The organism is Microbacterium sp. NPDC056569, assembly GCF_042793475.1.
In the GTDB taxonomy this organism is placed as follows: Bacteria; Actinomycetota; Actinomycetes; order Actinomycetales; family Microbacteriaceae; genus Microbacterium.
The window spans coordinates 18114-32074 of the sequence record NZ_JBHTUV010000007.1 but is presented as its reverse complement, the minus strand read 5'-3'; the positions used below and the strand labels follow the sequence as shown (position 1 = coordinate 32074).

Sequence of the window (13961 nt, the reverse complement as noted above, 5' to 3'; positions counted from 1 at the left end):
GAGGCGCTCAGCCGTCGCCCTGGGCGTGCGGAAGCCCCGAGTCGCCCGCGGCGCCCGGGCCCGCAGCATCCGTCCCGCTGTCGAGCTTCTCGCGCCAGGAGCGCGACTGGCCCGCGCGCACCGCGCACAGGACGAGCATGAGCCAGCCGAGGCCCGTCAGGGTGAAGCTCTCGAACATCGAGTCGATCAGCAGCGTCACCAGGATGAGCGGAGTCCACGCGTAGACGACCGAGCGGCGCTCGCCGGCCACCAGCCAGGACCGCCCCAGCGCCAGCGCGCCCAGCGCGAGGAACAGCACCAACCCGACCCAGCCGAGCTGCAGGGCGACGTCGAAGTACGCGTTGAGGCCGGTGGCGTGGTCCGTGCGGAGCCAGTAGTTGATGGCGTTGAACGGGTACTGCCCCTGATCCCAGACGCCGAACCACCCGAAGCCCTGCACCGGGTTCTGGCGGAGGAGGTCGACCATGTAGTTCCACAGCTCGACGCGCATCGAGAAGTCGGTGCCGGCGCCGAGCAGCGCGATGATCGGATGCCGCGCCGTGTAGCCCACGAACACGCCGATGACGACGAGCGCGCCGAGCGCGAGCTGCAGGCCCGCGCGGCGCTCGGGGCGGGCGTGGCGCACCAGGGCGAGCGCCCCGACGGCGAGCCCGACGCCGAGGGCGAGGACGACCACGGTGGGGGAGTCGCTCAGAGCGGCCAGGCCGCCCGCCAGCACGACGGACACCACCGAGACTCCCGGGCGCACCGACTGCGTGCGGTACTCGATGAGGAAGGTGATGAGCGCCATCACCGCGACGAAGCCGAGCAGGTTGCGCGTGCCGAAGATGCCCTGCACCGGGCCGAGCTCGGCGATCCTGCCCTGGATGCCGAGGAACGTGAAGGGGATGTCGAGCAGGATGCCCGAGAGGACCTCCAGTGCGAGCGACACGGCGAGGAGCACGCGCAGCACGTCGCCGAGTGCACGCACCGTCTGCAGGGTGTCGCGGACATGCCCGATGACCACCGCGAGGAACGCGAGCGCCGCCATCGACACCCAGCTCCAGAAGGACGTCGCGGGGTCCTCGCTCCAGAAGATGCTGGCGAGCGCCCACGCGACGAACACGACGACGGTCGTCGGCACGAGCCGCAGCAGTGAGAGCTCGCGCCGGCGGGCGACCATCACCGCGACACCCAGAACGCAGAGCCCCGCGACGATCGTGACGTAGGTGACGCGGCCGGCGGTCCGCTCGATCGCGTGGGCCGAGAAGACGGTGGCGAAGACGACGAGCGTGAAGGCGCGGGCGAATGATGCCGAGGCCAGCAGCGTGCCCAGCCACCCGGAGGACGCGGCACGCGGCGTGTCGGTCACGCGCCGTGCCCTGCCGGCCGATTCGGTGCGGTGGAGCCGCCGGTGACCGCGCCGCTCGCGGTCGTCCCGCCGCCACCCGGCTCCCGCCCGGCGGGATGGTCGCGCGCGACGGCCTCGCCCCGCTCGATCGCGACGGTCTGCTCGGCCGGACCGACGCCGACGTGCGGCGACTGCTTGATCTTGGCCCCGAGCATCACGAGGAAGAGCCAGCCCCACAGGAGGAGGGGACTCGACTCGGCGAGCCCCTGCACCAGCAGGATCGCGCCCACGAGTGTGGGCAGGAGGGTCAGCGGCGAGTACGGCCGGTCGGCGCGGAGGTCCCACCGCGGCCGGTCGATCGCGAAGAACCACGCGCGCCACACGAAGGCGAGATAGAGGAGGGCGAGGAGGACGACGCCGATGATGCCGAGCTGCATGGCGACGTCCACCCACATGTTGTGGGCCTGCATGACGAGCTGTCCGTGATCGATGATCCGGATGTCGAATGCATCGTCGCCCGTCACCCATGGCGTCGCGAAGCCCCAGCCGGTCCAGCGGCGCTCCGCGGCGCGCGCGAGCACCTGCTCCCAGATCCCCTCGCGCCCCGTGAGGTCGGAGTTGCGTCCGAGCGCGGTGAAGATCGTGTCGCGCAGCAGCCACAGGGCCAGCAGCCCGCCCACGCCGACGACGACGTATCCCACGTAGTACTTGCTGCGCTCGCCGGGCTTGGTGGCGGTGCGCATGAGCAGCACCGTGACGAGCACGACGACCACGGCGGCGGCGGTGAGGTAGGCGGTGGCCGATCCGGCGCGCACGAACAGGAAGGCCGACAGTCCGATCCAGATCCACAGGAACGTCCGCCGGGGAGCGCCGGAGGCGAGCCGGATGCTGAACACGATGATCGCCAGCAGCGCCACGGGTGCGAGGAGATTGGCGTTGCCCATGATCCCCTGGATGCGCTTGTCCCACTCGAAGAGGTTGTTGCGCGACCAGTACTGGATCGGGTCTTCGGCCTTCTCCACGACGAACCCCGGCATGAGCGGCGCGCGGACGAACACCCACACCCACAGCTCGAAGAGGAACGAGAGCGCCATGACCCACTTGAGCGCCGACGCCGCCGCGCGCACGAGCTCGCGCCACGTGAGCACGCTCCCGATGAAGAGCGCCTGCAGCGTGGTGATCCACAGCAGCAGCAGGGTGAGGGCGGTCGTCGCGGGCCACGCCGACCACGCGAGCGACACCGTCGCCCAGGCGACGTAGGCGACGACGAACCAGGGCAGGCGTCGCCACTGCACCGGCGGACGCAGCACGATCCACAGCACCGCGGACAGCACGCCGCCCGCTATGGTGATGACGGCCGTCGTCGGCTCGCCGAAGGCGTTCACCCACGCGGTGCCCGACAGCGACATGAAGATGACGAAGATGCACCAGCCGCGCAGCATGAGGTGGCCGGTCTTCTCGCGGACCGGCGGTTCCGGCGGCGCCGACGCCGGGTGCTTCGAGTGGACGGCCATCGCACTCAGGGTACCCCGGCCGTTTCGACGCGCTTCGATCCCGCGACGACCGGTGGGAAGCGCGTCGGCGGAGCGGGGCGCACCGGACCCCGTCGTAGGCTGTTCGCGTGCTGATCCCGCTCTCGAACCAGCCCCGCGACTACGCCTGGGGCTCGACCTCCCTGCTCGCCGATCTCGAGGGCCGCCCCGCGTCGGGCCGTCCCGAAGCGGAGGTCTGGTTCGGCGACCATCCCGGCGACCCGGCCGAGACGGCCGACGGCCGAACGCTGGACCGATGGATCGCCGAAGAGGGGCCGGCCGCGGGCATCGACGAGCCGCTGCCCTACCTGCTCAAGCTGCTGGCCGCGGCATCCGCTCTCTCCATCCAGGCGCACCCGTCGAAGGCGCAGGCCGAGGCGGGGTTCGCGCGCGAGGAGGCCGCGGGGATCCCGCGTGACGCCGCCGACCGCACCTACCGCGATGCGAACCACAAGCCCGAGCTCATCGTGGCGCTGAGCGACACGTTCCGCGCGGTCGCGGGCCTGCGCGACCTCGAGACGACGCGTCGCCTGGTGGCGGCGCTCGGACCGGGTGCGGCGGCGCTCGCCGAGCGCCTCGCGGGACCGGATGCTGCGCTCTCGGCCGTCATCGGCTGGCTGCTGTCCGACGGCGCCGACGCCGCTCGCGACGTGATCGCCGCCGCCGTCTCGGCCGAGTCCGACGAGTTCGCCGCCGAGCTCGCGCTGGCGCGCACGCTGGATGCCGCGTTCCCGGGCGATCCCGGAATCGTCGTGGCGCTGCTCATGAACCTCGTGACGCTGCGCCGCGGCGAGGGGCTCTTCGTGCCCGCCGGAGTGCTGCACGCCTACCTCGAAGGCCTCGGCGTCGAGCTGATGGCCGCGAGCGACAACGTGCTGCGCGGGGGTCTGACGCCCAAGCACGTCGATGCGGCGGAGCTCGTGAGCGTGCTCGACCCCGCGCCGGGCATGCCGCCCGTGATCCGTGCGCGGACCGTGGGCGGCAGCATCCGCCACTACGACGTCCCCGTCGCCGACTTCGCCCTGCTCGCCGTCGAGCCCACTGCGGAGGGGGTCGAGGTGGCGCTGGAGGGCCCGGCGATCGCCGTCGCCACCGCGGGGTCGCCGGAGCTGTCGGGGCGCGCCACCGGCGAGCGCGCGGCGCTCCAGCCAGGCGGGGCCGTGCTGGTCACCCCCGACGAGGGCGGACTCCGGGTGACGGGCTCGGGGGAGCTGTTCATCGCCCTCCCGGGACGCTGACGCATCGCCTCATCGCTTTCTCATCGGACCGTTATCACAGAGCGACACGCCGACGGCGCGTCGTGAAGGTTCAAGAGGCGGTTGAGCATTTACTATCTGCGACTTGACCTCGTCGAACTACACGGGTGTAATTAGCCGTACAACACGCACCAGCGTGGAGCAGGATCACGGGGGGTGAGAACGACATGACGGTTTCTCAATACCGTTCCGGCGTTCCCGACGACTGGTTCGTCGATCCGGTTCAACTGGGGGTTCCGGGGGTACGCCGCAACATCGATGCGGAAGAAGACAATCCGCTCGCATGGCAGACCGACGCACTGTGTGCGCAGACCGATCCGGAGGCGTTCTTCCCTGAGAAGGGCGGCTCCACGCGTGATGCGAAGCGCATCTGCACGTCGTGCGACGTGCGAGGCGAATGCCTCGAGTATGCGCTGCAGAACGACGAGCGGTTCGGGATCTGGGGCGGTCTCAGCGAGCGCGAGCGTCGCAAGCTGAAGCGTCGAGCAGGCTGAACGCACGCCGGTCGGCCGGCTCGATCCGGCCGACCCGGCGCGTGCGCCGGGAGCGACCCGCGAGCGCGACCTAGGCTGACCAGGACATGCGCAGCGACACGTCGAACACCGTCAGCTCGAACCGCGTCCATGCCATCGTGGTGGTTCGCCCCGATGGTCGTACCCCGGCGGCGTTCCATCTGCGACGCACGCTCGCGGCACTCGCCGAGCAGTCCCGACCCGTCGACGTGCTCACCATCGTGGTGTGCGGGGGTGACGATCACCTGTTCGAGGTCGCGGATGCCGCGGCCGCCGAGTCCGTCGTGAAGGCGCCGGCGTCCACCGGCTTCGCGGCGGCGACGGACCTCGTCACGCCGCGCATCGACGGCGACGCGGTGTGGCTGCTCGCGCAGGACACCGCGCCCGAGCCCGACGCCCTGGCGCGCCTCGCCGGCGCGCTCGAGCTCTCGCCGTCCGTGGCCTTCGTCGCACCCAAGCTCGTGCGCTGGGACGACCGCTCCGAGATCGTGTCGCTCGGCGTCGGGATGACGCGGTTCGGCCGCACCGTCGGCCTCGCCGACGACGAGCTCGATCAGGGCCAGCACGACGCCCGCGAGGACGTGCTCGGCGCCGACGTCCGCGGCATCCTCGTCCGTGCCGATGCCTGGGAGCGACTCGGCGGCCTCGATCGCGCACTGTCCGGTGCCGACGAGGGCCTCGATCTCGGTGTGCGTGCCCGGCTGGCGGGCGGCCGCATCTCGCTGGTTCCCGCCGCGCTGGTCGCGACGGCAGGGGACGGCGTCGCCGGACTGCCCACGCCGCTCACTCCGCAGCGACGGCGTCGCGCCGTCTACGCGGAACGGGTGGCGCAGCTGCATCGCCGCCTCGTCTACGCCCCGGTGGTCGTGGCGCCGCTGCACTGGCTCACCATCCTCCCGCTCGCGCTGTGGCGTTCGATCGTGGACCTGGCCCGCAAGCAGCCCGGACGCATCTCCGCGGAGTGGGCGGCGGCCGCCGTCGCGCTCGTGCGCATCATGCCCGTCCTGCGGGCCCGTCGCCGGCTCGCCCGCGCACGGACGGCGTCGTGGGCGCAGGTGGCGCCGTTGCGCACGAGCCGGAGCGAACTGCGGGAGCGGCTCGACGACGACCCCGAGGTGACGATCGGCGGCCACCGGCGCAGCGATCTGAGGTTCTTCGCCGGCGGCGGCGCGTGGCTCGTGCTCGCCGCGCTCGTCGTCTCGGTCGCCGCGTTCCCGGCGCTGCTGGCCTGGCCCGTGCTCGGCGGGGGAGCGCTTCAGCCGCTGGCGACCACCGTCGGACAGCTGTGGGACGACGCCGCGTACGGTCAGCGCGCCCTCGGGCTCGACACGATCGGCCCCGCCGATCCGTTCGCGGCCGTCGTGGCCGTGCTCGGCTCCCTCTGGGCCTGGGCGCCGTCCCGCGGCCTGGTCCTGCTCTGGGTGCTGGCGCTTCCGTTCGCGGCGCTCGGAGGCTGGTTCGCCGCGACGCGGGTGACCGAGCGCGCGAGCCTGCGACTGCTCGGCGGGGCGGTCTGGGCGCTGTCGCCCACGCTCCTCGTCGCCCTCACCCAGGGGCGACCCACGGGCGTGATCGTGCACCTGGTGCTGCCGTGGCTGTTCTACGCCGGGTCCGTCGCCCACCGCTCGTGGGCGGGCGCCGGCGCTGCCTCGATCCTGCTCGCCGTCGTGGTGGCGAGTGCACCCTCCCTCGCTCCTGCGATGGCGGTCGTGTGGGCGGGCGCCGTGCTGCTCGCGGTGATCCTGCGCGCCGGTCGCGGCATCGCCCGCCTGATCTGGACGCTCATCCCGTCCGTCGCCCTCGCGCTCCCGCTCGTCTGGAACGCGGTGGCGAACGCGCAGGTGTGGGGCCTCCTCGCCGATCCGGGCGTGCCGTGGGCAGGCCCCCAGGTCGCGCCCGATGCGGCCGGCCGTGCGCTCCTGACCGCCGGCATTCCGACGCCCGATCTCGCCGGGTGGACGACGATCCTTCCCGATGGGCCGACGTGGTGGGTGCCGCTGCTCAGCGTGCCGCTCGCGCTCCTCGCCCTCGCCGCGCCCCTCACCCAGCGCTGGGCGGCGGGCATCGCGCTGCTCGCGATCACCGCGCTCGGCCTCGGGACGGCGTTCGCCGTCGTCGGGATCTCGGTCGCCTTCGCCCAGTCGGCCACCGTGCCGCTGTGGCCGGGCGCCGGGCTGAGCCTCGCATGGCTCGGCGGCATCGGAGGCGCCCTCGTCGCCCTCGACGCCGGTCTCGCACCACGCGTCGCCCTCGTGCGCGGGGTCGCGGCGATCCTCGTGTTCGCGGCCGCCGTCGTGCTCGCCGTGCCCTCGCTGACCGCCTTCACGCGCGGCGCCGCCACCATCGCGAACGGACCCGCGAGCACGCTTCCCGCCTTCGTCGCGGCCGAGGGGCGGGAGGACCCGGACGTCGGGACGATCGTGCTCACGCCGCAGGCCGATGGCGGGGTGGCGGCGCAGGTCGTGTGGGGCGCGAGCGAGACGATCGGCGGCCAGAGCACGCTGCTGTCGACGCGCACCGTGCCGACGGCGCAGGACGAAGAGCTCGCCGTGTTCGCCGCCGACCTCGTCACTCCGTCGTCGGAGGACGTCGTGGCGCAGCTCGCGGCCCGCGGGATCGGATTCATCCTGCTGGCACCGGCCACTCCGCCCGAGACGGATGCTGCGCGCACGACACGTCTGTCGGCGATGACCGCGCTCGGCCAGCGCGACACGCTCGTCGTGGTGGGCGACACCGCCAAGGGCGAACTGTGGCGCGTCGTCGACGACATCGCGCCGCGACCGGAGGAGGCGGCATCCGTCTCCGTCCTCGGCCGGTGGGTCGCCTTCGGGCAGATCGCGATCTTCGGGATCGCGCTGCTGCTCGCCGTGCCGACGGCCACCTCGATCCGGGAGGCGCGGCGCACGCCGCGTGTCGTGGGACCGCACTGGCAGGAGGGCCGATGAGCGATCGACGCGTGTTCCGCTGGGCGACGACGAGCGCCCGTCTGCTGATCGGCACGGCCGTGTCGGTGCTGGCGGTCGTCGCGGTCGTCACGGCCGTCTCGGTGCCCTGGCCGACCCTCGTGCGAGAGCCGCTGAGCGTGCTCGCGACGCCGGCGCCGGCAGCATCCGTCATCGCCTGCGACGGCGGACTGCTGTCGATCGGGCGCAATCCCACCGCGGCGTCCACCGTGACCCTCGCCGCACCGCAGTCGGTCATCGGCGGCACGGCCGACGGCGGGGGCGCCGCGGAGCAGCAGCTGCAGACCACGGACGTCGGACCGGGACCCCTCGCGTACACGGCCCCTCCCCGCGACGGCCAGGCGGTCGACATCGCCGCCGCCGGCGCGGCGGTCGCGAACGCCGACGACCTCGCCGGATTCGCGGCCTCCGCGTGCCGTCAGCCGCTGCTCGAGTCCTGGCTGGTCGGCGGGTCCGCGGCGACGGGCGCCGCAGATCTGGTGCTGCTCGCGAACCCGGGTTCGGTTCCGGCGACCGTGCAGCTCACGGTCTACGGGGTGGACGGGCCTCAGGCGCCCCCCGGCGGCGTCGACCTCGTGATCGCGCCCGGCACGCAGCGCGTGGTGCCGCTCGCCGGCCTCGCGCTCGGCGAGGAGACCCCTGTCGTGCGGGTGTCGGCCGTCGGCGCGCCGATCCACGCGTCGCTGCAGGCGAGCATGACCCGAACCCTGACCCCGGCCGGGGTCGATCAGGTCGGCCCGATCGCCCACACGGAGAACAAGCAGGTGATCACGGGCATCACCGTCGCGCGTCCGTCCGGCGACGATGGGGCATCGGAGGAGACGACCGTGCTGCGGATGCTGTCACCCGTGCTCCCCGCCGCAGCCCGGGTCACCGTGACCGCGGCCGGCCGGAGCGAGCCCGTCGGCGACCCGCAGGAGGTGTCGCTCGAAGCCGGAAAGCCGCTCGAGCTCGCGCTCAACGGGCTGGCTCCCGGCGCCTACACGGTCAGCCTCGATGCGGAGGCGCCGGTGGTCGCGGCGGTGTGGCAGACGACGGGAGTCGGCGCGGGCGACGACTTCGCGTGGTACACGCCGGCGCCCGAGGTGACGGTGCCGTCGCTGTTCGCGACACCGGGCGGGCCGACGCCGTCGCTGTCGATCGTGAACCCGTCGGACCAGCCGGCGGTCGTCGCCGTCACTCCGGTCGACGGCGGCTCGCCGTTCGACCTCACTGTCCCTGCGAACGGATCGATCGCGGTGCGCCTGGCCGCGCGATCGCTCTACATGCTCGATCCGGAGGCGCCGGTGCGCGCCGGGCTCTCGTTCGCGGGCGACGGGGCGCTCGCCGGCGTGCCGGTGTGGCCGGCAGACGTGGCGACCCCGGAGATCGTCGTCTACCCCTGACGGGGCCGAGCCTGGTCAGAAGTACCGGAAGCGCTCAGGGCCGAGGTCCCACGGGTCGCGGTCGAGATACTCCGCGGCCGCGCGGAAGACGGCGCCCTCGACGAGCATGCGCCGGTGCAGCTCGTCGTCGCGGTGCAGGTGGCTGAGGCGCTCGATCGGCAGGCGGTACAGGATGATGCGGCCCGCGTCGGGCAGGACGGTCCAGCGGGGGATGCCGTCGTCGTCGGTCGCGGCGGGCATGTCGGCGACCTCGAAGCGCACGTCGCGCAGCTCCGGCCACGCCGACCGCAGGAACTCGGCGGCGGTCCCCACCGACAGGTCGAAGCGGTCGACCCGCGTGTCGAGCGGGGGGAGCGGCGGGCGCACGACGGAGCTGCGCCCCTCACGGCCGTGGCGTCCGTGACGGGACGTGCGCCGCGGCGCGCGCTCGCTGGTCCTGCTCCGACGCCACGCCATGCCCCCATCCTAGGTCTCGTTCCGATCCCGTTCGCCTGCCACGAAGCGCCGCTGCGGGCAGCACCTCGTGACAGGCGAAGACCCGCCGGCTTCGGGTGGAAGTGCGGCGCGGCATGCGTCCCGGTGTCGCCTGCGCGCGATAGCGTCGACCCGATGCGCGAGAGAGTCTGCTCCAAGGTCGGATGCGCCCGTGAGGCGGTGTCGACGCTCACCTACGACTACGGCGACCAGATGGCGGCCCTCGGTCCGCTCGGCGCCGCGGGCGACCCGCACGCCCACGACCTCTGCGCGATCCACACCGACCGGCTGTCGGTGCCCAAGGGCTGGGTCGTCGTCAGGCACGAGACCCTCCGCGCCTGACACGGCGCCTTTCCGGGGCCCGCGGCGGGCGTGGGAGAATGGGCGGATGCCGACCCACACGCCCGTCGCCACGCCTGCCACCCCCGCGGTCACCGAGCCCACCGAGGGCCTCGAGTACGAGGTCGCCGACCTCTCGCTGGCGGAAGCCGGACGCCATCAGCTGCGCCTCGCCGAGAACGAGATGCCGGGACTCATGGCGCTGCGCGACGAGTTCGGCGCCTCGCAGCCGCTCAAGGGGGCCCGCATCGCGGGGTCGCTCCACATGACGGTGCAGACCGCGGTGCTCATCGAGACCCTCGTCGCGCTCGGCGCGCAGGTGCGCTGGGCGAGCTGCAACATCTTCTCGACGCAGGACGAGGCGGCCGCGGCCGTCGTCGTGGGTCCGACGGGCACCGTCGACGCGCCGGCAGGCGTCCCGGTCTTCGCGTGGAAGGGCGAGACCCTCGAGGAGTACTGGCGCCTGGCCGACCGCATCTTCGACTGGACCGCGGAGGGCTTCGACGGCCCGAACATGATCCTCGACGACGGTGGCGACGCCACCCTCCTCGTGCACAAGGGCGTCGAGTTCGAGAAGGCCGGGACGGTTCCGGATGCCGCGGCCGACGACTCCGCCGAGTACCGCATCGTCCTCGACACGCTCCGCGCCAGCCTCGCGCGCGACCCGCAGCGCTTCACGCGCATGGCGGGGGACCTCCTCGGTGTCACGGAGGAGACCACCACGGGCGTTCACCGCCTCTACGAGCTCGCAGCATCCGGCGATCTGCTGTTCCCCGCGATCAACGTGAACGACTCGGTGACGAAGTCGAAGTTCGACAACAAGTACGGCATCCGCCACTCGCTGCCCGACGGCATCAACCGCGCCACCGACGTGCTGATGGGCGGCAAGGTCGCGTTCGTGTGCGGCTACGGCGACGTCGGCAAGGGCGCCGCCGAGGCCCTGCGCGGCCAGGGCGCGCGCGTCATCGTGAGCGAGGTCGACCCCATCTGCGCGCTGCAGGCCGCGATGGACGGCTACCAGGTCGCGCGCCTGGACGATGTCGCCGACGAGGTCGACATCGTCATCACGGGCACCGGCAACAAGGACGTCGTCACCGTCGACGATCTGCTGAAGCTCAAGCACCTCGCGATCGTCGGCAACGTCGGCCACTTCGACAACGAGATCGACATGGCCGGACTCGAGTCGCTCGGGGGCGTCGAGAAGATCGAGATCAAGCCCCAGGTGCACGAGTGGCGCCTGCCGAACGGGCGCAGCGTGCTCGTGCTGAGCGAGGGCCGGCTGCTGAATCTCGGCAATGCGACGGGGCATCCGTCGTTCGTCATGAGCGCGTCGTTCACGAATCAGGTGCTCGCGCAGCTCGAGCTCTTCACGAAGCGCGACGAGTACCCGACAGCGGTCTACGTGCTCCCGAAGCACCTCGACGAGAAGGTCGCGCGCCTGCACCTCGACGCGCTCGGCGTGCAGCTCACCGAGCTGACCCCCGAGCAGGCGGCATACATCGGCGTGCCGGTCGAGGGCCCGTACAAGCTGGACCACTACCGCTACTGAGGCGCCGTGGCCCGTGGCCCGTGGCCCGTGGCCCGTGGTCCGTGGCCTGGGGCCTGCGCTTCAACGGCGAGAGTACAACTGGTGGCCGAGAGATAGGGAACTTCCCTACCTTTCGGCCACCAGGTGTACTCTCGCCGCCAGGGGTGCGGGCTTGGTGACGCCGTTGGCTCGGGTTCAGCGCTCGGGGAAGCCGCGCGGCGGGGCGGACACCGGTCCCGCCAGCGCGTCGGCGCGCGCGGTCTCGAGCCGCAGAGCGCGCAGCTCGCGCTCGCGGCGCACGGCGACGACCCCGATGAGGAACGTCTCGGGGTCGACGGACGGCACGGGAGAGACGTGCTCGGCGGCTTCGCGGGCGAGGGATGCTGCGACCCGTGCCCGTGCGGTGGGCTCCATGCTCGCCGCCGATCGGGCGAACTGGGCCAGGCGCCGCGAGAGGCGCTCAGGCAGTCGGGCGACGTCCGCGACAGCGGCCCACTCCGCGAGCACCGGGGGGATCCCCAGCTGCGGGTCGGGCAGGCGCGGGGTGCGCGTGCGCTCGGAGTAGGTGCCGGCGAGCAGGTCGCCGAGACGCTGCGACCGCGGCGTGAACGCGCCGACGAGCGCGGCGACGGCGCCCACCGTGAACCACAGTTCGAAGACGCCGACGAGGGCGCGGATGAACGCGTGGCGGAAACCCGCCGCGCCGCCGTCGGTGCGCACGATGCGCCCGCCCACGGCGAGCTTGCCGAGGCTGCGCCCGTGCGTGGTGGTCTCGACGACGGTCGGGATCACGACCATGACGAGCACGAGCAGCACGATCGTCAGGATCGGCATGATCGCCTCGTCCACGGCGCCGATCCCCACGAGCCAGCTGATGCCCCACACCAGCAGCAGGAACACGATGACGCCGAGCAGCATGTCGATGAGCACGCCGAGCGCGCGGAGGAAGTAGCCGAGCGGCTGCACGTCCAGCGCGACGGCCTCGCCCGTGAGCACCTCGTCCTGGTGGATGTCGACGATCGCGGGCTGGTCGGCGGGCATGGCTACAGTAAAGCGCATGGACCTCGACGCGCTGACCGCCGCTCGGCGCGAGGAATGGGCGCGGCTCGACCAGCTCAGCCGCACGCGGCGGCTCTCCGGCGCCGAGGTCGACGAGCTCGTCACCCGGTACCGCGCGGCCTCCGCGGACCTCGCCGACGCGAAGACGTCCGCGGGTCGCAGCATCCAGGGGGACCACATCTCGACCATGCTGGGCCGCGCACGGCTCCGGCTCACCGGGGCGCCCGAGAACGTGATGCGCCAGATCCCGCGCTTCTTCGCGCTGCAGCTGCCGGCCGCGCTCTACCGCGTGCGGTGGACGACGCTCGCGATCGCGATCGGCTTCGTCATCGTGCTGGTCGTCGTCGCGCTGTGGGTGTCGGGCGACCCCGCGCTGATCGCGAGCCTCGGGAGCCGCGCGCAGCTCGAGCAGTACGCCGAGAACGAGTTCACCGACTACTACAGCGAGAACCCGGCGGCCGTGTTCGCGGGCACGGTCTGGACGAACAACGCCTGGATCGCGGCGCAGTGCGTGCTGTTCGGCATCACGGGCGTCTGGCCGATCATGGTCCTCGTGCAGAACGCCGTCGGCGTGGGCACCGCGGCGGCGGTGATGGCGGCGTTCGACCGCGGCGACGTCTTCGTGCTGTACATCCTTCCGCACGGCCTGCTCGAGCTCACCTGCATCTTCGTGGCGGGCGCTGCGGGCCTGCAGATCTTCTGGGCGTGGGTCGCCCCCGGACCCCGCTCGCGCGGCGAGGCGCTCGCGGCGGCGGGCCGCTCCCTCGCGACGATCGCGATCGGCCTCGTGATCGCGCTCGGCGTCTCGGGGGTGATCGAGGGCTTCGTGACAGCGCAGCCGTGGCCGTGGCCGGTCAAGATCGGCATCGGCGCGGCGGCGCTCGCGCTGTTCCTCGTCTACATGCTCGTGGTGGGGCGCCGCGCCCATCGGCTGGGGGAGAGCGGCGATCTCACCGAGTACGAAGCGGGCACGCCCACGCTCGTCGCAGGCTGATCCGCGGGACGGATGCTGCATACCACTGTTTTGAGTAACTCAAAACAACGCTAGGCTCGGGGTGTGACCCCGCACCCCACCGTCGACGCGCGCGCCGTCGACACCGCCGCGCGACTGCGTGCCGCGGGTCTGCGGGTCACGGATTCGCGGCGGGCCGTCGTCGAGGCGCTCGTCGAGCGCCCGCACGCGAGCGCCGAGGAGCTGTTCGGGGTCGTGGCTCAGACCCTCCCCGCCACGAGCCTGCAATCCGTGTACAACGCGCTCGGCGACTTCGTCGACGCAGGACTCGCCCGCCGCATCGAGCCCGCGGGCCGCCCCGGCCTGTTCGAACTCCGCGTCGACGACAACCACCACCACCTCATCTGCTCGCAATGCGGCGCCGTCGAAGACGTCGACTGCGTCGTCGGCGCGGCACCCTGCCTGACGCCGTCCGACCCGCACGGCTACACCGTGCAGGTGGCCGAGGTGACCTTCTGGGGCATCTGCCCCGCGTGCGCGACGGCCGCCGACGCCGGGCACGGCGTGCGGGCCGAGGCCGCCGCATCCTGATCCTGTCCGATTCCCCAGCCCATCCGATTGGAAGGAAGCC

At 72.6% G+C, this 13961-nt stretch carries 12 protein-coding genes; 8 read left to right on the top strand and 4 right to left on the bottom strand.

Annotation, left to right across the window (positions count from 1 at the left end; all coding sequences use genetic code 11):
* Window positions 1–7: 7 nt before the first annotated feature.
* Both ACFQ7C_RS09645 and ACFQ7C_RS09640 read right to left on the bottom strand, forming a co-directional pair.
* Window positions 8–1351 (bottom strand): O-antigen ligase family protein, encoded by a 1344-nt coding sequence (locus tag ACFQ7C_RS09645; RefSeq protein WP_378899680.1) that lies wholly within the window; start codon window positions 1349–1351, stop codon window positions 8–10.
* Entirely contained in the window at window positions 1348–2844 is a 1497-nt protein-coding gene (locus ACFQ7C_RS09640; protein WP_378899677.1) for an O-antigen ligase family protein, read from the bottom strand. The genes ACFQ7C_RS09645 and ACFQ7C_RS09640 overlap by 4 nt, the downstream gene beginning before the upstream one ends.
* 107 nt (window positions 2845–2951) lie before the next feature.
* On the opposite strand from ACFQ7C_RS09640, the gene manA reads away from it, so the two are divergent.
* The 4 genes from manA to ACFQ7C_RS09620 all read left to right on the top strand — a co-directional run bounded on the left by manA (window position 2952) and on the right by ACFQ7C_RS09620 (window position 8978).
* Window positions 2952–4100 carry a mannose-6-phosphate isomerase, class I gene (gene manA / locus ACFQ7C_RS09635; RefSeq protein WP_378899674.1) on the top strand — a complete coding sequence of 383 codons (1149 nt, stop codon included), beginning with the start codon at window positions 2952–2954 and terminating at the stop codon, window positions 4098–4100.
* Window positions 4101–4285: 185 nt separating this feature from the next.
* Window positions 4286–4612, top strand: a complete 327-nt coding sequence (locus ACFQ7C_RS09630) for a WhiB family transcriptional regulator (RefSeq protein ID WP_163616798.1) — start codon at window positions 4286–4288, stop codon at window positions 4610–4612.
* Window positions 4613–4698: 86 nt separating this feature from the next.
* The gene (locus ACFQ7C_RS09625; RefSeq protein WP_378899670.1) at window positions 4699–7575 is read left to right on the top strand and encodes a glycosyltransferase; all 2877 of its coding nucleotides are present in this window, start codon (window positions 4699–4701) and stop codon (window positions 7573–7575) included.
* Window positions 7572–8978, top strand: coding sequence for a DUF5719 family protein (locus ACFQ7C_RS09620; RefSeq protein ID WP_378899667.1), 1407 nt, complete (start codon window positions 7572–7574; stop codon window positions 8976–8978). Before ACFQ7C_RS09625 ends, ACFQ7C_RS09620 begins: the two co-directional genes overlap by 4 nt.
* Window positions 8979–8993: 15 nt before the next feature.
* Here the strand turns inward: ACFQ7C_RS09620 and ACFQ7C_RS09615 are convergent, their stop codons facing one another.
* Window positions 8994–9434, bottom strand: coding sequence for a metallopeptidase family protein (locus tag ACFQ7C_RS09615; RefSeq protein ID WP_378899665.1), 441 nt, complete (start codon window positions 9432–9434; stop codon window positions 8994–8996).
* A 153-nt stretch (window positions 9435–9587) separates the two neighbouring features.
* Between ACFQ7C_RS09615 and ACFQ7C_RS09610 the strand changes: the two genes are divergently transcribed.
* Together ACFQ7C_RS09610 and ahcY are read left to right on the top strand one after the other, a co-directional pair.
* Complete coding sequence (locus ACFQ7C_RS09610; RefSeq protein ID WP_045301176.1) at window positions 9588–9794, top strand: DUF3499 family protein; 207 nt, start codon at window positions 9588–9590, stop codon at window positions 9792–9794.
* A gap of 46 nt (window positions 9795–9840) precedes the next feature.
* Window positions 9841–11340: an adenosylhomocysteinase gene (gene ahcY, locus ACFQ7C_RS09605; protein ID WP_378899662.1), complete on the top strand. Its 1500-nt coding sequence runs from the start codon at window positions 9841–9843 to the stop codon at window positions 11338–11340.
* A gap of 174 nt (window positions 11341–11514) precedes the next feature.
* Here the strand turns inward: ahcY and ACFQ7C_RS09600 are convergent, their stop codons facing one another.
* On the bottom strand, window positions 11515–12360 hold the full coding sequence (locus tag ACFQ7C_RS09600) for an RDD family protein (protein ID WP_378899659.1): 846 nt from the start codon (window positions 12358–12360) through the stop codon (window positions 11515–11517).
* 16 nt (window positions 12361–12376) lie between these two features.
* Here ACFQ7C_RS09600 and ACFQ7C_RS09595 point away from each other — a divergent pair, with 16 nt between their 5' ends.
* Both ACFQ7C_RS09595 and ACFQ7C_RS09590 read left to right on the top strand, forming a co-directional pair.
* Window positions 12377–13372, top strand: a complete 996-nt coding sequence (locus ACFQ7C_RS09595) for a stage II sporulation protein M (protein ID WP_378899656.1) — start codon at window positions 12377–12379, stop codon at window positions 13370–13372.
* A 63-nt stretch (window positions 13373–13435) separates the two neighbouring features.
* The gene (locus ACFQ7C_RS09590; protein WP_378899653.1) at window positions 13436–13921 is read left to right on the top strand and encodes a Fur family transcriptional regulator; all 486 of its coding nucleotides are present in this window, start codon (window positions 13436–13438) and stop codon (window positions 13919–13921) included.
* The last annotated feature ends 40 nt before the right edge of the window (window positions 13922–13961 follow it).

Bases quoted from the DNA above. Each gene is read 5' to 3' on its own strand.
- ACFQ7C_RS09625 (WP_378899670.1), top strand. From the start codon at position 4,699: ATGCGCAGCGACACGTCGAACACCGTCAGCTCGAACCGCGTCCATGCC.
- ACFQ7C_RS09620 (WP_378899667.1), top strand. From the start codon at position 7,572: ATGAGCGATCGACGCGTGTTCCGCTGGGCGACGACGAGCGCCCGTCTG.
- ACFQ7C_RS09610 (WP_045301176.1), top strand. From the start codon at position 9,588: ATGCGCGAGAGAGTCTGCTCCAAGGTCGGATGCGCCCGTGAGGCGGTG.
- ACFQ7C_RS09600 (WP_378899659.1), bottom strand. From the start codon at position 12,360: ATGCCCGCCGACCAGCCCGCGATCGTCGACATCCACCAGGACGAGGTG.
- ahcY (WP_378899662.1), top strand. From the start codon at position 9,841: ATGCCGACCCACACGCCCGTCGCCACGCCTGCCACCCCCGCGGTCACC.
- ACFQ7C_RS09640 (WP_378899677.1), bottom strand. From the start codon at position 2,844: ATGGCCGTCCACTCGAAGCACCCGGCGTCGGCGCCGCCGGAACCGCCG.
- ACFQ7C_RS09615 (WP_378899665.1), bottom strand. From the start codon at position 9,434: ATGGCGTGGCGTCGGAGCAGGACCAGCGAGCGCGCGCCGCGGCGCACG.
- ACFQ7C_RS09595 (WP_378899656.1), top strand. From the start codon at position 12,377: ATGGACCTCGACGCGCTGACCGCCGCTCGGCGCGAGGAATGGGCGCGG.
- ACFQ7C_RS09630 (WP_163616798.1), top strand. From the start codon at position 4,286: ATGACGGTTTCTCAATACCGTTCCGGCGTTCCCGACGACTGGTTCGTC.